Source organism: Frankia sp. R82, from assembly GCF_023716925.1.
GTDB lineage: Bacteria > Actinomycetota > Actinomycetes > Frankiales > Frankiaceae > Frankia.
In genome coordinates, this window is record NZ_JAMQQG010000329.1 from 1 (window position 1) to 21,263 (window position 21,263).

General features: G+C 70.3%; 17 protein-coding genes. 9 read left to right on the top strand and 8 right to left on the bottom strand.

From position 1 onward, the window contains the following. Positions 1–105: 105 nt before the first annotated feature. Positions 106–1,908 (bottom strand): chromosomal replication initiator protein DnaA, encoded by a 1,803-nt coding sequence (gene dnaA, locus ND747_RS27210; RefSeq protein WP_308204711.1) that lies wholly within the window; start codon positions 1,906–1,908, stop codon positions 106–108. Positions 1,909–2,592: 684 nt separating this feature from the next. Between dnaA and rpmH the strand changes: the two genes are divergently transcribed. The 9 genes from rpmH to ND747_RS27255 all read left to right on the top strand — a co-directional run bounded on the left by rpmH (position 2,593) and on the right by ND747_RS27255 (position 10,873). After that, positions 2,593–2,730 (top strand): 50S ribosomal protein L34, encoded by a 138-nt coding sequence (gene rpmH, locus ND747_RS27215; protein ID WP_251737123.1) that lies wholly within the window; start codon positions 2,593–2,595, stop codon positions 2,728–2,730. Between the two features lie 30 nt (positions 2,731–2,760). Further along, on the top strand, positions 2,761–3,138 hold the full coding sequence (gene rnpA / locus ND747_RS27220; protein ID WP_251737124.1) for a ribonuclease P protein component: 378 nt from the start codon (positions 2,761–2,763) through the stop codon (positions 3,136–3,138). Further along, positions 3,135–3,713, top strand: a complete 579-nt coding sequence (yidD, locus tag ND747_RS27225) for a membrane protein insertion efficiency factor YidD (protein ID WP_251737125.1) — start codon at positions 3,135–3,137, stop codon at positions 3,711–3,713. The genes rnpA and yidD overlap by 4 nt, the downstream gene beginning before the upstream one ends. Before the next feature lie 5 nt (positions 3,714–3,718). After that, entirely contained in the window at positions 3,719–4,987 is a 1,269-nt protein-coding gene (yidC, locus tag ND747_RS27230) for a membrane protein insertase YidC (protein ID WP_251737126.1), read from the top strand. Positions 4,988–5,140: 153 nt separating this feature from the next. Continuing rightward, positions 5,141–5,695 (top strand): R3H domain-containing nucleic acid-binding protein, encoded by a 555-nt coding sequence (locus ND747_RS27235; RefSeq protein ID WP_251737127.1) that lies wholly within the window; start codon positions 5,141–5,143, stop codon positions 5,693–5,695. Positions 5,696–5,702: 7 nt separating this feature from the next. Next, positions 5,703–7,697, top strand: coding sequence for a hypothetical protein (locus ND747_RS27240; RefSeq protein ID WP_251737128.1), 1,995 nt, complete (start codon positions 5,703–5,705; stop codon positions 7,695–7,697). 359 nt (positions 7,698–8,056) lie between these two features. Beyond that, on the top strand, positions 8,057–8,899 hold the full coding sequence (gene rsmG / locus ND747_RS27245; RefSeq protein WP_251737129.1) for a 16S rRNA (guanine(527)-N(7))-methyltransferase RsmG: 843 nt from the start codon (positions 8,057–8,059) through the stop codon (positions 8,897–8,899). Next, complete coding sequence (locus tag ND747_RS27250; RefSeq protein WP_374216333.1) at positions 8,862–9,857, top strand: ParA family protein; 996 nt, start codon at positions 8,862–8,864, stop codon at positions 9,855–9,857. The genes rsmG and ND747_RS27250 overlap by 38 nt, the downstream gene beginning before the upstream one ends. After that, the gene (locus ND747_RS27255; protein WP_251737131.1) at positions 9,854–10,873 is read left to right on the top strand and encodes a ParB/RepB/Spo0J family partition protein; all 1,020 of its coding nucleotides are present in this window, start codon (positions 9,854–9,856) and stop codon (positions 10,871–10,873) included. The genes ND747_RS27250 and ND747_RS27255 overlap by 4 nt, the downstream gene beginning before the upstream one ends. A 90-nt stretch (positions 10,874–10,963) precedes the next feature. Here ND747_RS27255 and ND747_RS27260 read toward each other — a convergent pair whose 3' ends face one another. From ND747_RS27260 to murJ, 7 genes are all read right to left on the bottom strand, one after another. Next, the gene (locus tag ND747_RS27260) at positions 10,964–11,602 is read right to left on the bottom strand and encodes a GNAT family N-acetyltransferase (RefSeq protein WP_251737132.1); all 639 of its coding nucleotides are present in this window, start codon (positions 11,600–11,602) and stop codon (positions 10,964–10,966) included. Positions 11,603–12,019: 417 nt separating this feature from the next. Then, the gene (locus ND747_RS27265; RefSeq protein WP_251737133.1) at positions 12,020–13,324 is read right to left on the bottom strand and encodes an N-acetylmuramoyl-L-alanine amidase; all 1,305 of its coding nucleotides are present in this window, start codon (positions 13,322–13,324) and stop codon (positions 12,020–12,022) included. 324 nt (positions 13,325–13,648) lie between these two features. Further along, on the bottom strand, positions 13,649–13,975 hold the full coding sequence (trxA, locus tag ND747_RS27270; RefSeq protein ID WP_251737134.1) for a thioredoxin: 327 nt from the start codon (positions 13,973–13,975) through the stop codon (positions 13,649–13,651). A 62-nt stretch (positions 13,976–14,037) separates the two neighbouring features. Then, entirely contained in the window at positions 14,038–15,090 is a 1,053-nt protein-coding gene (gene trxB, locus ND747_RS27275) for a thioredoxin-disulfide reductase (protein WP_251737135.1), read from the bottom strand. A gap of 215 nt (positions 15,091–15,305) precedes the next feature. Beyond that, the gene (locus ND747_RS27280; RefSeq protein WP_251737136.1) at positions 15,306–16,754 is read right to left on the bottom strand and encodes a hypothetical protein; all 1,449 of its coding nucleotides are present in this window, start codon (positions 16,752–16,754) and stop codon (positions 15,306–15,308) included. 271 nt (positions 16,755–17,025) lie between these two features. Next, a complete protein-coding gene (locus tag ND747_RS27285) occupies positions 17,026–19,008 on the bottom strand; it encodes a protein kinase family protein (RefSeq protein ID WP_251737137.1) in 1,983 nt (660 codons plus the stop codon). A gap of 385 nt (positions 19,009–19,393) precedes the next feature. Next, the coding region (murJ, locus tag ND747_RS27290; protein WP_308204712.1) for a murein biosynthesis integral membrane protein MurJ at positions 19,394–21,263 on the bottom strand (1,870 nt) is incomplete at its 5' end.

Genomic DNA, 21,263 nt, shown 5'->3' on the forward strand with positions numbered 1-21,263 from the left:
GCACACGCCGACGCTTCACCGGCACCCGCCTCCCTCGCCACTGTGATCAGCTTTCCCACGCTGATCCACCCCCGGGGGGGGGGGGGGGGCCCCCCCCCCCCCGGGTCAGGGCTGGCGGGCCTGCAGGCGGATGCGGTTGGTCAGCTCGGTGACCTGGTTGTAGATGGCCCGTCGCTCGGCCATGAGACCGCGGATCTTACGGTCGGCGTGCATCACCGTGGTGTGGTCACGGCCGCCGAAATGCTGGCCGATCTTGGGAAGGGAGAGATCGGTGAGTTCGCGGCACAGGTACATCGCGATCTGCCGGGCGGTGACCAGCACGCGGCTGCGAGAGGTTCCACACAGGTCGTCCATGGAGACGCCGAAGTAGGCCGCGGTCGCGTTCATGATCTCGAGGGCGGTGATGTCGGGGTTCCCGGCGTCGGGGATCAGGTCGCGCAGGACGATCTCGGCGAGAGTGCGGTCCACCTGGGACTTGTTCAGGCTCGCGAACGCGGCGACCCGGATCAGGGCGCCCTCGAGCTCGCGGATGTTGCGCTCGATGTGCGTGGCGATGTACTCGAGGACGTCCGGCGGCACTGGAAGGCGCTCGGTCGCGGCCTTCTTGGACAGGATCGCGATGCGGGTCTCGAGGTCGGGCGGGGTGATGTCGGTCATCAGGCCCCACTCGAACCGGCTGCGCAGCCGGTCCTCGAGCGCGGAGAGCTGCTTGGGAGAGCGGTCGGAGCTGATGACGATCTGCTTCTCGCCGTCGTGCAGGACGTTGAAGGTGTGGAAGAACTCCTCCTGCGTCCGCTCCTTGTTCTCCAGGAACTGGATGTCGTCGACGAGCAGGACGTCGACGTCCCGGTAGCGACGCTGGAAGGCCTGCTGACGGTCATCGCGGATCGAGTTGATGAAGTCGTTGGTGAACTCCTCGGAGCTCACGTACTTCACCCGTGTGTTCGGGTACAGCTTCAGCGCGTAGTGGCCGATCGCGTGCAGCAGGTGCGTCTTGCCCAGCCCGGAGTCCCCGTAGATGAACAGCGGGTTGTAGGCCTTGGCCGGTGCCTCCGCAACCGCGACCGCCGCCGCGTGCGGGAAACGGTTGCTGTCGCCGATGACGAACGTCTCGAAGATGTACCGCGGATTGAGCCTGGCCTGGACCGGCTCGGTCTCGGTGACCGGCGACGGTGCCTCTCGCCCGAGGCCGGCCCCCACCCGGATCGCCGCCATGCTCTCGGCCGGTGCGTCGAGGCCCCGAGAGTCGAGGCCCCGAGAGTCGATATTCCGAGAGTCGATGCTGTGCGCGTCGGCAGCCCTCGCCTGCGGTGACAGCGGGTCCGTACCCTGCGCGCCCGAGGCCCGCGGGTCCGCGGACAGCGAGCCCGACACCGGGGCGTCCGAGGGCAGGGAGTCGGGGCTGGCCGAGTCGGGGAAGGGCAGCTCGCCGTTGACCGGTACCGTCGGCCGTGTCCCGCTGGCGGTACCGCTGTGGCCTGGGGGGACCCGGAACGGGTCGTTCGATCCCAGCCCGGGCACGCGTACGGACGGATCGGGGGAGGCACTCCCGCCGGGGCGGACGATCCGGATCGGGCCGCTCATCGGCTCCGGGTCGGGCAGGTGCTCCACGGTCACCGCGACCCTGATGTCGCGGCCGTAGGCGGTGGACAGGGCGGTGGCCAGGAACGGACGCAACCGCGAGTCGAGCAGCTCCTTGGTGAACTCGTTCGGAGCGGCCAGCAGGGCCGTGTCCTGCACAAGGCCGAGCGGACGGGTGAGACGCAGCCAGGCCCGCTGCTGGGCGGACAATGTGCCGTCCGCGACTCCGGAGACCGCCTGGCGCCAGACCGCGGCCAGGTCCGGGTCACCTGCCGGCTCGTCCCCGAACGGCAGGCCGGCGACGGAGTCGGCGCGGGAGTTGGACACGGGGGCTCCTCGGGCAGTTCGGTACGGTTGCGAGCGGTACGGTTCCACGGGTGGGCGGGTAGGTCGGGCGAGCGGTTGTGGTCCCGGTCCGGTGGCGACCGGGCAGCTTCGTCCCGATGGTTCTCCACATCGTCGTCCACAACCTGTGCATGGCCGCGACGGGGCACCCGGCGTGGCGCCTGGCTGCCGGTTCCTGGGACGGGTACCGGCGCCGCGGGGCGGTCGCGTGACCGCTGTGCGCTACCGACGATCGCCTTCTCCGGAGGCGTTTCCACACGTCAGGGTGCCTGCCCGCGGGCGGGACGACCTGTTCGCAGCAAGCCGGGTACGGCCTGGTGTCGGCTGGCACGCGCGTCCCGTCGTCCCCAGGGTCGTCGGTCGCCCCCAGAATCGTAAGGTGCCGACTCACCCGCCGTGTCGGGGCCGTCGGGATGACGACGGACGCGCGCGGGTTTCGCCGGTCCGCGGCCGGGGCGGCCGGGCTGCGGATGCGCCGATCGGGGCGGCCGACCGGCGGGCGTGGGCGCCGGCATGTGTACGCTAGGTCGAACCGCGGTGTTAGACCGCTTCGTTTGTCGTGGGATGTGCCAACGCGGGCCGTGTGGAGTGGGGGCCGTGTGGTGTGGTCCGCCCCGCGATCGCGAAGATCACCGCCCGCGTCCACCCTGCAGACGGAGTTCTCACGTGAGCAAGCGCACCTTCCAGCCGAACAACCGTCGGCGGGCCCGCACGCACGGGTTCCGGCTGCGGATGCGGACCCGTGCCGGTCGCGCCATCCTCTCCTCCCGCCGACGCAAGGGCCGCAGCGAACTCTCCGCCTGACGCGGGGTTCCTGTCATACCGCGGCTGATCATGCTTCCCGTCGGTTCCCGTGTCCGGTCCAGGGCCGATCACGCCCTGGTCGGCTCTGCGGGTCGGCGGACGCGTTCCGGTCCACTGGTTGTCCACAGTGTGTGGACAACCAGTGGTGAACCGGCGCGGGCTGGATTTGTCGTGGGTCGTCGGGTAGGCAAAGCGGTTGTGCGTAATCAGGTCCGTCGTCGGCTGCGCGAGCAGATGCGTACCCGGCTGCGGTCCCTGCCGCCCGGCACGATGATCGTCGTGCGTGCGCTGCCTGATGCCGCCGCGGCCAGCTCCGACCGGCTCGGTCGGTCCCTGGACGACGCGCTGGCCCGAGCCGCACGCACCACGGCCGGCCCGAGGGTGTCCACCGGCGCAGGTGCCCGGTGACCGGGCGGTCCGCCGCCGTGATGGTGCTGCTGGCGGTGGTGGTCGTCGTCGATCTGCTGCTGGCCGGCGGGCCGGTCGGGCGCCGGTGGCCGGTGCTGGCCCGGACGTCCACCGGCGCGGTGCGGGGGCCATGTGCGTGGGCGCTCGCCTCGCTCGTCCGGCTGTACCGGGCGGCGTGGTCGGGGCGCAATGCCGGCATGTGCCGGTTCGAACCGTCCTGCAGCGCCTATGCGCTCGAGGCCGTGCATCGCCACGGCGCAGTGCGTGGTGGTCTGCTTGCACTCGCCCGTCTGTTGCGGTGCCAGCCGTTGTCGGCCGGTGGTTACGACCCGGTTCCTGGCAACGTCGAGGCTCCCAGCGGCGTTGAGCTGTCTGACCGCGATCCCGGGGTGCACGGGAGCCGGCCGGTGGGAACCATCGGCGGGTCGCGGGTCGTTCGCGAGCCCAGGAGGGTGGCACCCGTGCGCGCGCTCGATACCGGGGCGTGCCGTCCCGCGGGTGTGGACGCCCGCCGGATGTGGGGACGCGGGCCGAGGTCGTCAGTTCCGGTCGCGGACCGTGGGCGTGAGGAGTAGGAACGTTGCTGGACCCCCTTTATCATCTTGCCGCCAACGCGATCGTCTTCTTCCACAAGGGCTTCGGCCCGATCCTCGGCGAGAACAACTTCTTCGCCTGGGCCTTCTCGGTCATCCTGCTCGTCGTCTGCGTGCGACTACTGATCTTCCCGCTGTTCGTCAAGCAGGTGAAGTCGCAACGCACGATGCAGATGATGCAGCCTCGGATCAAGGAGATCCGGGAGAAGTACGGCAACGACAAGCAGCGCATGCAGCAGGAGATCATGGCCCTGCAGCGCGAGCACGGCAATCCGCTGCTCGGCTGTCTGCCGATCCTGCTGCAGATCCCGCTGTTCATCTCACTGTTCCATGTCTTCACCCACCTGGCGCCGGTCAACGGTCAGTGGCGGCCACGGGTCGGCCTGTCCGCGCACCAGGTGCAGCAGATCGCCTCCGCCAGGGTGGGCGGGATCTCCCTGGCGAGCTCCTTCAACTCGGACGCCAAGTTGGTGGAGCTGCTCGACATCAACACCACCCACGTCAGGATCCTCGCGGTCATCCTGATCGTGTTGATGGGGTTCACGACCTATATGACCCAGCGGCAGATCATGGCCCGCAACGGTCCGGTGGATCCGCAGCAGGCGCTGGTGCAGAAGGTGCTGCTCTACGGCTCGCCGATCATGCTGGCCGTGTTCGGTTTCCGGTTCCCGGTCGCGGTGCTGCTGTACTGGTTGACCACCAACCTGTGGAGCATGGGGCAGCAGTTCTTCGTCATCAAGAAGATGCCGCCGATCAAGCCGTTGTCCGCGAGTGGTCGTCCCGCCGGCGCGCGTGCCTCCGGCGAGGGGACGACGCCCGGCCCGGCCCGGCCGGCACCCGGCGTGCGGGCCGGTGCCAAGGCGAAGAACCGGCCCAGGCCCGCGACAACCGGTTCCGGTTCCGAGGGGCCGAGCCTGACCAAGGCAGCCGGCGAGGCCACCTCGGCCGCTACGGCGAAGACCGCCTCGGGATCGTCCACGGCGCCGCCCGGTACTCGCTCGCGCAGCGGCGCGGCCCGTTCGTCGGTGAAGTCCACCGGGGCGGCTACCGGTGCGGCCAGATCGGCGCCGAAGTCCACGGAGACGAGCGCCGGGGCGGCCGCTTCCGTGGCCACGGGTGCTGCGCCGGACAGCGCCGCGCCGACCGCGGGCCAGCCGGGTTCGGCTGCGGGTCCGGGGGTGCGTCGGCAGGTCGGTGGATCCCGTCCGGCCAAGAAACAACGTGGCAAGGGCAAACGGCCCGGCGGGCGCCGTTGACCGTCGCCGCGTCCGGCCGCACGGTTGACCCGTGACCGGGACAGGTGGGCCGGGCACCGGGGAGATCCCCGCCGGCCACCCCGATGATGTCACCGGGCAGGGGCATCCCGTAATCTCGGCTCCGCCGCCCCCCGTTCCCCTGGAGAAGCACTGATGACCGGTTCGGCACCCGACCTGGCTGTGGATGGAGCCGAGGTCACCGACGAGCACTCCGCCTCCGAGGCGGACGTCTCCCCGCAGAAGCGACGTCTCGCCGATCTCGAACAGGAAGGTGAGATCGCCGCGGACTACATCGAGGGCCTGCTGGACATCGTCGACATGGACGGTGACCTCGACCTGGACGTCGAGAGTGGCCGGGCGGTCGTGGCCGTGGTCGGCGACGGACTTGACAAGCTGATCGGCAACGGTGGGGAGACGCTCGAGGCGCTGCAGGAGCTCACCCGCCTCGCGGTCCTGCAGCGCACCGGCAGCCGGAGCCGGTTGATGCTCGACGTCGGCGGCCACCGGGCGCGGCGTCGGATCGAACTGCGCCAGATCGCCATCAAGGTCGCGGCGCAGGCCCTCGAGCAGGGCAAACCGGAGACACTCGCGCCGATGACGCCCTTCGAGCGCAAGGTCGTTCACGACGTCATCGCCGAGATCGACGGGGTGCACAGCGAATCCGAGGGTGAGGAACCGAGCCGGCGGGTCGTCATCCTGCTTGACTGACGCCACGGTGCGGCACCCTCCCAGGCGGCGGGCGACGGTGCTCACCGCCGCCGTCGTCGCCGCGGTTGTCGCCGGTGTGCTGGGTCTGCTGCAGGCCTACCTGAGCAGGCCCTTCTGGTACGACGAAATCTGGCGTGCCCACGTGGTCAGCGAGCCGGCCCGGTCACTGTGGGCCGAACTCGCGGTGGCGAACACCCCGTCGGCGCTGGGCTGGTTCGGCCTCACCCGCCTGTGCGGTGAGGCGTTCGGCTGGCACAGCTGGGCGCTGCGGCTGCCCGGCTTCGCCGCCGTGCCGCTGCTCGGCGCCGCCATGGTGATTGTCGCCCGTCGGTTCACCGGGATCGCCGCAGCCGTGCTGGCGGCCGGCTGGGTCTGTCTGAACTCGACCTTTCTGGACCTGGCAACCCAGCTCAAGCCGTACGCGGTGGAGACTCTGGCGGCCACCGCGATCCTCGCCCTGTGGATGGTGGACTCGTCTGCGACCGCTGTGGGTGCTGGGAACCTGTCGCCGCGGCGGCTCGAGCGGGGAAGGCTCGCGCGGCGGGCCGGGGCGGGTGTGCTCGCCCTGTTCGCCGTCCCCGGCATCTTCCTGATCGTGGCGCTGGCGGCCGTCGACCTGCGGCGGGGCCCAGCTCGGCGGTGGCGGCTACTCGAATGTTCCCCCGCGCTGGTGCTCGCCGGTCTGCACACCGTCATCTTCGTCGCTCACCAGTCCAGCCAGCGCAACGGCAGCTACTGGGATCGCCAGTTCATCGCTGGCCGTGGACCGCTCGCGGCGCTGCGGTTCGTCGTTGACCAGGTCCGCCTCACCCTGACCGGCTCCCCGCCGGGTATCGACCGCTTCGATCCGAGCCTCGTCCACGGCAGCCTGCCGACGGGACCGTTCGGCCCGGCGGCGGCAGTGCTGCTCGCACTCGTCGTTGCCGGCGCCGGCGGGCTTGGCGCACGGATCCTGGCTCGACGCCCGGACGGACGGCTGCTGCTCGCGGCGCTCGGCGGTGCGGAGCTGATGATGTTGGCCGCGAGCGCTGGGCGCTACTGGCCTTTCGGACCCACCCGGACGAACCTCTTCGTCGTCCCGATGGTGATCGTTGTGGTTCTGGTGGGCGTTGAGCGGGCGACGCAATGGCTCTCACTGGCACTGAGGCGTCAAAGCCCCGGCAAGGCCCCTCAGGTCGACGCTGAAGGCCTGTCCACCTCGGACCCTGCCCTACCCCCACGCTCACTCGTATTTATACGGTCACTATCTGTATTTTCACCCCGTTTGACGGCTGGAACCGGCCCGGCGGGTCTCGCCTTGGTCGTCGTCGCCCTGCTCGCGCTTGTCGGCTCCGGCACGCTGCTCGCGGCGAACTCCCTGGCTGGCAGCCGGCTGGTGTGGGACCACCGTGATCGGATGCGCGGTCTGGACCTCATGGTGGACGCGGCGATCACCACCCGCCGGATCGCCGGCCCCGGCGACCTGGTCGCCGTCGGGGGGCGCCTCGCTCGTCCCGGCTGGCTGTACGCGATGGAGGCCAGTGCCGACGGCCCGCGCGACCCATCACATCTGCCGCCCGCCCGGGGCGGTGACCCGGCGCGCGGCACCGGCCCGGTCGCCGGGGCCGCCGGGTCCGCCGGGTCCGCCGGGGCCACCGACGCCGCAGCCGCGGTCGTGGCCCAGGGATCGTCCAGAACCGGACAGGTCGGCCGGCCGCCGCGGATCGCCCGGGCCGACACGATTTTCTTCGGCGGATCAACAGCTCCGCTGGCCGCCCAGATCACCAGCCGGCCTACTCCGCCGCGGCACCTGCTCGTGTTCGTTTTCGACATCGAGCTCCGCGACCTGACCGGACAACTGACCGCTCTCACCCGCTCCGGCTGGTGCCCGGCCCGGACCTGGACCTTCCGCCTGACCGGCACCCTGACCACCTACAACCACTGCTCTCCGGGCGCCGCCACCACCGCCGTCACCGGCGCCATCGCCAGCGAGCCCGGCCGCGCGGTAGCCGCTGCCCGCTGATCCGGTCCGCTCGCTCGGGTTCACCCCTGCCACCCAGATCTGATCTGCTTCGGCCGTGCCGGACGTTTCTCCCGAGCCGGGTTGAGCACACGGTTACGTACCTCGGCCTTGCGGCTGTGGCTGCCCTGGGCAACCGGATGGATCCTCATCTACGGCGGTCGTCGAAGGCCGAAACGGGTCGGGGATGCTGGTCGGGTGCATGGTTCATCGACTTCGTCTTCGGTACCGTCCGTGGTCGCGGCCACGGACCACCGTCCGTTCCGCCTTCCGTCGACTCCCACCGGCTGGGGCACGCGTTCCAGCTGTGGGGCATGTCCCCAGGCCGTCGGCCTGGTCAGGCGCACCCGGTCAGGTGTGCGATGAGCGACGCGGACCAGACATCCGACCCCCCCGGCCCCCAGCCGGTGCCTTCGGACATCCCGCAGCTCCCCGTGCCGCCGGTCGCGGCCGACATCTTCGGTACCCAGCTCTCGCAGGCGGTGCGGTACACCGAGCTACTCGCGACCGCGGGCGTCGAACGTGGGCTGATCGGGCCTCGGGAAACCGATCGGCTCTGGGAGCGTCATGTACTCAACTGCGCCGTGCTCGCAGAGGTTGTCCCGGATGGTGCCGACGTCGTTGACGTGGGCAGTGGGGCGGGGCTGCCCGGTATCCCGCTCGCGCTCGCCCGCCCCGACCTGCGGGTCGAGCTACTCGAACCGATGGAACGACGCTGCCGCTTCCTGCAGGAGGTGATCGCCACACTCGGTCTGGAAAGTCAGGTTTCGGTACGCCGGGGCCGCGCGCCGGATGCCGGAATCGGCCCGGACGGTCGTAGATTCGGGGTGGTCGTCGCACGTGCGGTCGCTCCCCTGGAGCGCTTGGGTGCAATCCTCCTACCGATGCTCCAACCGGATGGTGTCATGCTGGCGATGCGCGGTTCGAGGATCCTGGCAGAGTTGCAGGACGCGCGCGGCAGTCTCGGAACCCAGGGTTGGCATCCGGTGGATGTCGTGGTGTGCGGGGAGGGCCGGGTGGACGAACCCAGCCGAGTCCTTCGTGCCGTGCGAGCGGCCGAGCTTACCCGGGCCGAGAGCAAGAAAGGGCGCGGCGACGGTGAGCGACACGATGGCAGACAGGTCAGACGAACGGCGCGGGACTCATGGCGACCACGGGAGGCCGGCGGTGACCGGCCGACACGTGGGCAGTCTCGTTCCACGTGAAACAGCGTTGATCGGTCGGGACGGATCGAGGGGCGGGAGTGCTCGGAGCCACGGGTCCGCGCTCTCCTCGCTGGATCCACTGGACCGGTCGACCCCGATCGGAGCGGCGGCGGCAGCAGCAGTGGAAGCCTTGGCGGCAGAACGACGACAACCATTCCCTCGGCCTACCCGGCGGCGCATCATCTCGGTCGCCAACCAGAAGGGGGGCGTGGGAAAGACGACGAGCACGGTCAACCTTGCCGCGGCCCTGGCCTCGCACGGGGTGCGGGTCCTGGTGATCGACCTTGACCCGCAGGGCAATGCGTCGACAGCGCTCGGCATCGACCACCATTCCGGGGTGCCCTCGATCTACGAGGTGCTGCTGGGTGACCGCCCGCTCGATGAGGTCCTCATCGCCTCGGCCGAGGCCCCGGAGCTGTACTGCGCCCCAGCGACGATCGATCTCGCCGGCGCGGAGATCGAACTGGTATCGCTGGTGGCCCGGGAGAACCGGCTGCGGCGGGCCATCGCGGGACTGCAGCGAGAGGTCGACTACGTCTTCATCGACTGCCCGCCGTCCCTGGGACTTCTGACCGTCAACGCGCTGGTCGCCGCCCGGGAGCTACTCATCCCGATTCAGTGCGAGTACTACGCGCTGGAGGGGCTGGGCATGTTGCTACGCAACGTGGAACTCGTTCAGGCGCACCTCAACCAGGATCTGCGCCTGTCGACGATCCTGCTCACCATGTACGACTCGCGTACCAGGTTGGCAGATCAGGTCGTCCAGGAGGTCAAGGAACATTTCGGTGACCGTGTGCTGGGGACCACCATCCCCCGAAACGTCCGGCTTGCCGAAGCCCCGAGCTACGGCCAGTCCGCCCTGACCTACGATCCGACGTCGCGCGGCTCGCTGTCCTATCTGGCTGCGGCTCGGGAGCTGGCCGAGCGAGGAGTGCAGCAGGCCGAGGTGCCGAGGTGAGCGCCCGGCGTAGCGGCCTGGGTCGCGGCCTGGGGGCACTGATTCCGGTTGCGCCGCCGCCGCAGGAGGCGGGACGGGACGGTGGCCGGTCCGGCGTCGAAGAGTACGGCGATTACTCCCCCGGCGACTACGGCGATCACAATGATTCGAGTCGGCCGTCCGACGGCGGTACGGGCCCTCTGCCGGTGCATGGCGCCACGTTCCGCGAGCTGCCGGTCGACTCCATTGACCCGAACCCGCGCCAGCCCCGGACGAACTTCGACGAGCAGGCCCTGGAGGAGCTGGCCGCCAGTCTTCGGGAAGTAGGTCTGCTACAGCCGATCGTGGTGCGGCCGACGTCCGGAGATCGCTTCGAACTTGTCATGGGCGAGCGGCGGCTACGGGCATCTCAGCTCGCTGAGCTCACCGCGATCCCGGCAATCGTGCGTGACACCACCGACGATGCGATGCTCCGGGACGCCCTACTGGAGAACCTGCACCGTCAGCAGCTCAATCCCCTGGAAGAAGCGGCCGCCTACGAGCAGCTGCTGCAGGACTTCGGGGCTACCCATGAGGAGCTCGCGACCCGGATGGGTCGGTCCCGGTCACATGTCACGAACACCATTCGGCTGCTTGGCCTGTCCCCCGCGGTGCAGCGACGGGTGGCTGCGGGCGTGCTATCGGCAGGGCATGCGCGTGCGCTGCTGTCGCTGCGGGATTCCGAGGCCCAGGACCGGCTGGCTAGCCGCATCGTCGAAGAAGGCCTGTCGGTCCGATCGGTTGAGGAAATTGTCGCGCTCGGCGAGGACACGCCACGCAAGCGGGCGCCGCGAGGGCCGCAGGCAACCTCGCCGGTGCTCGCCCGGCTCGCCGATCAGCTCTCCGATCGGTTCGAGACCCGGGTGAAGGTTGATATGGGGCGTTCGAAGGGAAAGATCACCGTCGAGTTCGGCTCGATCGAGGATCTTGAGCGGATCATGGCGGTGATGTCCCCTGGGACTGATGGCCTTTCCGCCCAAGGCGCCGAGCTGTCGTAGTACCAGGCCGGCCCGTAGTACCAGGCTGGTCCGCACGCCAAGCCGGCCGCAGTCTCCCTCGAGAAGCTTGCGGCCGGCGTCGCGACGAGGTCAGGCGGGATTGCCGGCCTGGCCCACCTTGCGGAGCACGCCCTCGGGAGTCATCGATCCGAGCAGGCGCTCCAGGGCGACTTCCACGTCCTCCCGCCAGCTGACGGCGTTCTTCACCTCGAGGCGCAAGCGTGGCCAGCGGTGATGCGGTCGCACCGTCTTGAATCCGACGGACAGCAGGTAGTCGGCCGGGACCACGCACCGTGCCCCGGAGTTCTGCATATCTCCAAAGGCTTCTACGGCCTTGAAGCCCCGACGCTGGATGTCCTTGGCGACCGCCTGGGTGAGGATCCGACCGAGACCCTGGCCCTGGAACTCCTCGATGATGAGCGCGGTCATGAGTAGCACCGCGTCGGGTGAGACCGGGCTTGTGGGGAAGGCCGCGGATCTGGGCACGTAGGCCGGCGGCGCAAACATGACGAACCCCACTGGCATCTCGTCGATATAAGCGATCTTTCCGACACTGCCCCATTCGAGGAGTGCAGAGGAGAGCCAGGCCTCCTTCTCGATGTCAGAGGTGCCCGCCTCCTCCGCGCGGCTCCGGGCGACCGGGTCGAGTTCCCAGAACACGCATCGGCGGCACGGCAGTGGCAGGTCGTCGACGTTGTCCAAGGTGATGTTCGCGATGCGACGGCTCATCGAAAAAGGCTCTCCAGCGGTCGGCCCCCGGACTGTCGCCCTGGTCGTCCAGTGGGCGGCAGCGTATGGGACTCAGCCTAGGCTGGCCGGCTGCCGTCTCGGGACGACCCTGGGAGGTGTTTCACGTGAAACCCCTCTCTCTCGGGGGCGACCCTCGGAACACCTGGCAGGGTGTTTCACGTGAAACCGTTCTTCCCTGCCATGGTTCGGTCCTCGGGGTAGCCGCTCCATTCTCGCCGCGCTCACCGCTAGTCCACCTGGATCTGCATGGATCCACCTTGATCTGTGCGGGTTCGGCCGGATGCCGGTGCGGGTTGCTGGCGAGATGCCTGACGCGCGTTCACTCGGCGCCCGGTCGTTCGGCGAGGTGTGCGGTGTGGGGCTACCAGAGGAGTGGCCTGGCGGCGAGGCTGCGGGTCAGGCTCGACCGGCCACGCGGGGGACGTGAAGCTGGCCGGTGGGTGCGTCCAGTTCGGGGGGGAGGAACAGGCGCTGGGTTGCGGCAAGAACGGATTCGGCCACTGCGGCGCGGAACTGCGTGCTACCGAGGGCCTGTGCATCGTGCTCGTTGGTGAGATAGCCGAGGTCCAGGCGGACGGCCGGCATGCGGGTCCGGCGGAGCAGGTCCCAGGCTTTCGGATGGGTCCGGCAGTCCAACATGTTGGTGCGTGAAACGATCTCCCGCTGAACCAGCTGCGCGAAGCGTTCGCCGACTGCCGACGACCCGCGCGTCGTGCCGTAGTAGTAGGCCGAGATGCCCTGGGCCTGCGGCGAGTCACTGCCGTCGGTGTGCAGGGAGATCAGGAGGTCGGCCTCGAGGGAATTGGCCCGGATGGCCCGTTCCTGTTCGGTCAGTGATTCGTCTGGAGCGTGGATGAGGACCGACTCGAGTCCGGAGTCGATCAGTCTGGTCGACAACCGGTCGGCCAGATCCGCCATGAGGTCGCGTTCACACAGCCCGCTGCAGACGATGCCGGTGTCGTCGCCGCCGTGCCCGGGATCCAGTGCGATGACGACGCCGAGCAGGGACGAGCCGCGGGCGAGGAGGCGGACGGACTCACGGAGCACGTCCGGCCGGCCGCCGGTCACCGTGCGGCGTAGCCGCGCCAGCTCGTCGAGTGTGTGCGGCCCGCAGCGGCCGTCGGCATCAAGGCCTCGGTTGCGCTGGAAATCTCGCACCGCGCTCTCCGTGCGTGGACCGAAGATGCCGTCGGTGCGCCCGACATCGAACCCCATGTTGGACAGGCGTTCCTGGAGTGCCGCGACGTCGTCACCGACGAACGGGTGCGCGGCGCTGTGGTAGAGCAGCCGGTCGCCGAGGTTGTGTCGAGCTTCCTCCAGCGCACGGGTGGTGTCCGGTCCGAGGATGCCGTCGACGGACAGGCCCCGGCTCTGCTGGAAGGCGCGTAGCGCACGGTCAAGGGTGTGATCGAAATGGTCGGACTGCGAGCTCACCGGGAAGGCCGGTATCTGCTGGCCGGCGGACAGGCTCCCGGACGGCGATGCCGGCAGGGCGGCGTCGGTGCGGCGGACGCTGGCGGGGGAGGTCCCGGTTCGCGGAGCGTCGGTCGTTGTGCTGGCGGCTGTGGTGGCAGGACCGGTGTCGGTCTCTGTCCGCTCGCCGCCCTGCCGGGGCGTCGCGGGCAGAAACCCCAGATGCGTCAGGGTCGTCCGAATCTCGGCGACAACGGGTCCCTGGTCTCCCAGCCGCAGCAGTTTCACGTCCATAAACCCTTCAGCTCGGCCGCCCCACCATGTGTCCAGATGAGGCCGAAGCTCGGAACCACCGCATCGACGAACTGACCCCTCACCCACGAATTCTGGATCTGCTGGATCTCAAGCCTAGGGCATGGCCGGGTGGTCCCGACCCATCAGGAAGGGGAACTTCCGGCCCTGACCGATGCGGGCGGGCTGTCCGGGAAGCCATGAAGGCACCGGTGTGCTCGCCGAGCTGGGCCGGCGCCGGCGCCAGCGCCGGCGAAATGCGGACGGCCCGCCGGCGGTGAAGCTCGGCGGGCCGTCCAGGAGAAGCGAAGCGCAGGCAGATCAGATGTACTGGGAGAGGTCCCGCAGAAGTGCGGCCTTCGGCTTCGCGCCGACGATGCTCTTGTCGACCTCGCCCTTGACGAAGACAGCCATGGTCGGGATGGACATGATCTGGTAGTTCCGCGCGGTCTGCGGGTTCTCGTCGATGTTGAGCTTGACGATGCGCAGCTTGTCGCCGTACTCCTTGGCGATCTCCTCGAGAACCGGGCCGACCATCTTGCACGGACCGCACCACTCGGCCCAGAAGTCCACCAGGACCGGAAGCTCGCTCTTGAGAACCTCTGTCGCAAAAGTGCTGTCGGTAACGGTGACGGTACTGCCTGCCATGATTGATCTCCCTGTCGAATCTGGTGAGCGTGGTGGTGGGTCAGGTGCGGACGGGCAGCTGCTCAGGCCGGCTGCGACTCGGGGGCACGGGGGGCCGCGCTGGCCCCTTCGTCCGTAGCGACCTCGGCCGAGCCCTCACTGGCGGCGACGAAGCGTTCCGCATCCAGGGCGGCCGAGCAGCCGGTTCCAGCCGCGGTGATCGCCTGCCGGTAGGTGTGGTCGACGACGTCGCCGCAGGCGAACACGCCGTCCACGTTGGTCCGGGTGGTCGGATGGGCGACCTGGACGTAGCCGGCGTCGTCGAGGTCGAGCTGGCCGCGCAGCAGTTCCGTTCGCGGGTCGTGACCGACCGCGACGAACAGGCCGGTAAGCGCCAGCTCGTCGGTCTGCCCGGTGACGGTGTCACGCAGGCGGACGCCGGTGAGCTTGTCCTCGCCGAGCAGCTCGGTGACCTCGGAGTTCCACCGGAACCGAATCTTGTCGTTGGCGAACGCCCGCTCCTGCATGATCGCGCTGGCACGGAGCTTGTCCCGACGGTGGATCACCGTGACCGACCGGGCGAATCGGGTCAGGAAGGTGGCCTCCTCCATGGCCGAGTCGCCACCGCCGACCACCGCGATGTCATGGTCGCGGAAGAAGAAACCGTCACAGGTCGCACAGGCCGACAGGCCGCGACCGAGCAGCCGGTCCTCGTCCGGCACGCCCAGCTTGCGGTAGGCCGAACCGGTGGCGATGATGACGGTCCGAGCGCGGAAGGTCTGGTCCTCCACCTTGACGATCTTCGGGGTGGCGGTCAGGTCGAGGTCGGTCACGTCGTCGGGCACGAGTTCCGCGCCGAACCGCTCGGCCTGCTTGCGCAGGCTTTCCATCAGCTCGGGGCCCTGGATGCCCTCCGGGAAACCGGGGAAGTTCTCCACCTCGGTGGTGTTCATCAGTGCGCCGCCCGCTGCGATCGCCCCCTCGAACACGAGTGGTCGCAGGTTGGCCCGAGCTGTGTAGATCGCGGCCGTGTAGCCTGCCGGCCCCGACCCGACGATGATGACGTCGCGGACGTCGTCGGCGAACGCCTCCTCGCCGTGGCTGCCGACATTCTGGACCTGCTGCTGGGCTGTCACACCCGCTCCTCTCACACTGCGCGATCCCGGTAGGGCCCGGGGGAGCCCATCGGCTTCCGTTCCGTCCGACCTGTTCTGGTCGTCGGCCGGGATCCGGTTGGCGGCCTGGTCCGCGAGACCGTGTCAGACAGCGACAACGGACTTGCGTGGCATCTGATTCCATCGTCCACCCGCGGGTGGTGCACGTATTACCCAGCTCCGTGATCGTGACCACGCTATTCGCGTTTGGCGATCACGCTGTAGAGCGGAGCGGTCGACGAACTGGTCATCCCGCAGCCGGCGTCGACGACGACGAGGCGGCCTACCGAAGGCTGGCTGGGCACGGACAGTACGACCAACAGGGCCGCCTGACCGTTGTAACGGACCAGATCGATGCCGAGGATGAACCCGCCCGTCTGGGCCAGCAGACTCTGGTAGCAGGTACGCAGATCGGGAGTGTCCAGCAGCGCGCGCAGCCGGCTGGCCGTCGTGGTGGACAGCGCCCGCACTCCGGTGGTGCCCGCTCCGGGCGCCCTGGCGGCCGGCTGGGATCGCAGGATGCCCAGGGCCTGCTGACTCGTGCCGGAAGGAGCGGTCTGGGCCACCGCGCCGCCCACGGGCATCCCGGACAGCCCCATGGCAAGCCCCACCGAGCCGGTGATCCTGCCGTCGAGCAGCGTCTCGCCGTGCCGCACGATGTTGGTGGGCACCACGGCCATCCGGCTGTCGGCCACCATCGTCATGGGTACTGCCGACCGCGTCTCGGTGCCGGGCTCCGACGCTGCCCGGGCCTCAGGCAGCGTCGGATCGCTGCCGCCGCGCAGGTCGTGTAGGGCGAACAGGGCCGTGCCGAAGGTGAGAAAGGCGATGCAGACCGCTGCGATGGAGACCCAGTCACGCCGGCCCGAAGCCGGGTTCCACAGGCCCGCCCCGCGGCCCGGGCTCCGCCCGGCGAGCGGCCGACGCTGCGACCGCTTCGGTCCGCGCCGGATGGGCGTCGGCCGGGCCAATGGGAGCCGCCCGCGGGTCCCGGTCCCGGCGCGCATCAGGTGGCCGGAGACGTCAACGGGCCCGCTCGGCTTTCCGGCCGGCCCGGCCGGCCCGGCCGGATCTGTGGCATCGGCCGGCCCGGCCGGATCCACCGAGACCAGGCCAGGCCGGCCAGGTGCTGGATCGGGTGCGTCTGACAGTGGCGCCGGCAGCGGAACCCACGCCGCCGGAAGGTCGGCCGCCGAGCGGTGGGCTGCCGGATGTTGGGCTGCCGGATGTTGGGTCCCCGAGGGGGAGACTGCCGGGTGGGGCGCCGAGGTGGCGGTGCGTGATGGATCGGCGGGCTGCGAGGGCCCCTCGGGCTCCGTAGCCCGCGCCGCGGTGGTGTGCAGGCGGATGGCCAGGGTGGCCTGGATGCGTTCAGCGACGTCACCGGGCATCGTCAGCGAGGTGAGCCGGGACAGCTCGGAGCGGACCCGGCGTAGCGCGGCCACCGACTCGCGGCAGGCGGGGCAGGCGTCGATGTGCTCGCGGGCCGAGCGGGTGACCGGCTCGCCGCCGGCGAGGGCGTCGAGCAGCTCCACGTCCGGGTGGCGGGCAGCGCCCCGGCCGCGGCGGACCAGCGGACGGCCGAGGGAGAACGGTGGACGGCTCGGCGTGGCCGGTGACCGGTCGTCCTGCGGGTCTGTCGCCACCGTCGATCACCTCCTCGGCCGCACCCGGACCCCACCGTGCGATGCGGCCCCTTCCTTCCAGACGGTGGACGACGCTCCCGGGTTCCCCGGTCCGTCCGGTCGTCGCTGTGCGCGCCCGTCGGGGGCGGGCCTGCCTGGACCGGGAACATGGCTCGAACGGGCGGCGTGGGCAACCCGCCATCAGCGTGGACATCACCCGTCAGAGCACGCGCAGGCGGTACGTCGCCCAGGTCGACGGCTGGCTGCCGGCTGGCTGCCGGCTGGCTGCCGGTTAGGAGAAGAAGGTGATCTCCGCGATGGAGGCCCGGTACGGCTTGCCATCCGCGGGCGGTGGGGAGACGGCCGGAAGAGAGGTCAGCCAGAGCACCCAGTACCGGGCCGGAGCGAGGTCGGAGGACATGGGCACGTTCACTGTGCCGGAGCCGGTGGACTGCGGCACGACGACCCGGTAGCCCTCGATCGAACTGTCCTTGCTCGACGAGCTGCGCAGCTCGAACGACACCGGGCCTTCCGAACCGATCTGCACCGTCACGCGGGCAGGTGTGATCGCGCGGCCGAAGTCCAGCCGTAGCCCCACCCCGGGTTTGATCCCACCGAACCTGGCCGAGTAGTACCCCTCGGTGTGCCAGACGGTCGACGGGTTCCCGTCGGTGGCGTTCGCCACCTCGCCCGGCTTCTCGGTCTTGTCCGAATCGGCGGAGTTCGGATCGAACGAGTCGACGTTCACCGGCCTGATCGGCTTGTCGGTCGAACTGACCTGGCCGGAGGTCGTCGTGGTCGGGGAAGCACCACCCTTTTTGCCGTTGTTGCCGTTCAGTGCGACCACGGCGACCACGGCGATCACGATCACGATGACGACGAGGGCGATCCAGGGCAGGATCCGGGCCAGCGGCGAGGCCGGCCGGCTGCCGCTGCCCCGGGCGGCATGACCGCCGCGACCGCGTCCTGGCCCGGACGGGTGACGCTCGCCCGGCGGGTAGCCGCCTCGGCCGGCGGGGTACCCGCCCTCGTTGTAGCCGCCGCGGGTGTCGAACCCGCCGCGGGGCCCGCTCGGATGGCCGCCACGGTCGTCGTAACGCCCGCCGCGGCCCGGTCCGGGATAGTCGGTGGTGTCGCCGTAGCGGTTCTGGGACGGGTAGTTCGGCGCCGACTGGTAGCCGGTGGAGTCGTAGGAGTCGACGTCCATCGCCTCGGTGCTGGCGGGGCCGTCGCCGAGGCTCATCAGACCGGTGTCGAGCACGGCGTCGACCGGATTGATCGATTCCAGTTCCTCGACGAGCTCGGCTGCGGTGGTGATCGGCTCGCCGGCCCGGTCGTCCCCGAGGGCGGCCATGGTGATGGCGTCCAGGTCGCGGGGGACCGTGGGGGTGACCTGGCGAGGGGTGCGCAGGCGGCCACCGGAACGCGGCGCGGCCGGCAGGCTCGGGTCGTTGCCCAGCGGCCAGTGGCCGGTCAGGCCGGCGTAGAGCAGACCGCCGAGGGCGTGCAGATCCGAGGCGGCGGCCGCGTCCGGGCTGCCCGCGTCCGGGCCGAGGCTGCCCGTCACCTGGGTGGCTTCTGGATCCGCCGCGCGGCCGGCCGTATGGTCGTCGCCGTCGTCGTCGCCGACAGCTCGCCGCCCGGCCCGCTCGAGCTGGGCGAGGACGCCGCCGATCTCCAGATCGATGATTTTGACGGTGCCGTGGCTCGAGACGATGACGTCACCGGGGTTGAGGTCGCCGTGGTGGATGCCGCGCTCGTGGGCGGCGGCGATCACCCGGGCGGCGGCGAGCACCACCGCGCCGGCCTGTTCGGGGCGTAGCGGGCCCGGCGCGGTGAGCTGACGCAGTGTGCGCCCGTCCACCCATTCGGAGACGACGTAGGAGATGCGGCGTGAACCGGTGGTCGTCGTGGTGGCGTCGTAGGTGGACGCGGCACCCGGGTGGACCAGCCGGCCGGAGTTGATGGCGGCGGCGAGCAGCCGCCGGGCCGCCTGCTCGTGGTCGGCGCCGGGGGCCTGGTCGTCCGAGGTGAGCTGGTCGTGCTCGACGATGCGCACCGCGACCGGCCGGGTGAGTACGTTGTCATCGCCGCGCCACAGGGTCACCGGGCCGCGGGTGGTGAGCGCCGACATCAGCCGGTAGCGACGGTCGAGGACGGTCTCGGCCAGTACCGCGGTGCCGCCCGGTGTGCTGGCTCCCAGCGGCCCGGAGATGTTCGTGGCCAGGCCGTCGTCGACGTCCCCGACCTGCGGTCGGTTGCTTCCGTCGACCACAGCGCCTCCGTCGTCCACGGGCCCGACGAGGACGATCCGGTGTCGGGCTTCCCTACCTCACCCGGGCAGGGTTCCGCCCAGCGTGCCGCAACCGTGGGCGTAACCCCGCAGCTTCCTCATCGCGCGGCACACCTCGCGGCGCCACCGACGCTACCGGCGGGACGCTGCGCCTGGTTCACCGGCGACGTTGGGCGGGGCCCGCGCACAGCGTGTCCAGTGTACGAGGAGGGCCCATGGATCTCGCGCATGTCTTGGGACAACTCGCCCTTGTGTACCGGGTGTGACGGGTGGGGCCGATCAGGGTCGACCCGCCCGGCTACGCCTGTTCGGCCCGATGGTGCCGGTACCGGGCATCGGCCCGGTCCAGCGCCGGGCAGCACCGTTGTCAGCGCGGCCCGGCACCGGCCTGTCGGCGTGGCTGCCCACCGGCGGGCCGACCCCGTCGAAGACGCGAGCGGACGGCCGCCAACAGCGCGTTGACCTCGTGGACGTTCATCCGGACGGCGGCGGCGAGGAACAGGGCGCCGCCGAGTCCCGAGGCGACGACCACAGCGAGGCCGGACGTCAGCCAGCCGGTGCCGAGCACACCGCGGATGCCGCGGGCCACCAGGGACGCGAGCACCGCCCCGAGTCCGGCGGCGATCGCCACCTGTGTGATGACCCGGGCGGTGCGGTTGCCGTCCACCCCGCCGAGCCGCCTGCGCAGCAGGGTCGTGGCCGCCGCTAGGCCGACCAGGTAGGCGGCTGCGAACGCGAGGGCGAGCGCCGGCGCGCGGTGTTTCTCGGGCACCAGCACCGTGAGCACCAGGGCGCCGAGCACGTTCACCGCGACCACGCCCATGTTGACCAGTGCCGGCGTCCGGCTGTCCTGGTAGGCGTAGAACGCCCGCAGCTGCACCTGGAACAGCGAGAACGGCACCAGGGCCAGCGCGAAGGCGCTCAGCGTGTCACCGATGGCGATCGCGTCGTGGTAGTCCACCGCGCCGTGGTGGAACACCGCCACCGCGATCGGACGGCCCAGCGCCAGCAGGAACAACGCCGCCGGAACGATCGCCGTGGCCGCGACCCGGGTCGCGGTCGAGATGTCGGCGCGGACGAGATCCCGGCGGTCCTGGGCGGCGTGCCCGCTCATCCGCGGCAGCAGCGCCGTGATCACCGAGACACCGATGATCGCGTAGGGGAGCTGGAAGATCTGGTAGCCGTAGGTGTAGATCGTGTAGGCCGTCGACGCCGTCGACAGGTTGACGATCACGAGATAGCCGGCCTGGCTGACCACGACGAACAGCAGCGTCCAGCCGGCCAGGCGGGCCGCCGAGCGCAGCTCCGGATGCCGCAGGTCCAGGCGCGGCCGATACCGGAAACCGACCTTGCGCAGCGCCGGGAGCAGGGCGAGGGTCATCGCGACCACGCCCAGGGTGGTGCCGCCGGCCAGCACTGTGATCTGGGTGTCGGTGATCTGTTTCGGTCCGCTCACCCCCGGTGGACGCGGGCCTGACACCAGATAGATGAACGCCACGCAGGTCGCGATGACCAGCACGTTGTTCAGGATCGGCGCGAACATCGGCGCGGCGAACGAACGCCGGACGTTGAGAATCGCCCCGATCGTCGCCCCGACGCCGTAGAACACGATCTGGGGCAGGAACCAGCGCAGCAGATCGGTGGCCAGCGCCTGCTCGGCCGGATTCGCGTCCAGGTAGGCATCGGTGATCCACGGCGCCGCCACCATGCCGATCGCGGTCGCCACCCCGAGCCCGAGGATCATCAGGGTGAGCAGGGACGAGGCGAACGAATCCCCCCCGTCCGGATCCTCCTTCGCGGCACGCACCATCACCGGGACGACAACGCTGGTCAGGATGCCACCGAGCAGCAGGTCATACAGGATGTTCGGGGTGGTGTTCGCGACGTTGTAGGCGTCGCCGACGGCGCCGGTGCCGATCGCGGTGGCGATCGCGACCGTGCGCAGGAAGCCCGAGGCCCGGGAGGCGATCGTGCCGATCGCCATGATCCCGCTGGCCTGGCCGAGGCTCGGCCCCGCCTTGCCGGTCTTGCCGGTCTTGCCGGTCTTCGTCGCCTTCCCGGATCTGCTCGGTGAACCGGACGTCCTCGATGCCACCTGCGTCGCGGACGTCCGAGGGGAGCGCGCATCCGGGTCGTTCGGGCGCCTGCGCCGGTCCCGGACGGTCGCCGTGGTGGGCGCCGCGGGTGCGGCGCCGGTGCGTCCGAGCAGCGCCGTCGAGGCCGCGTCGGCATCCCCC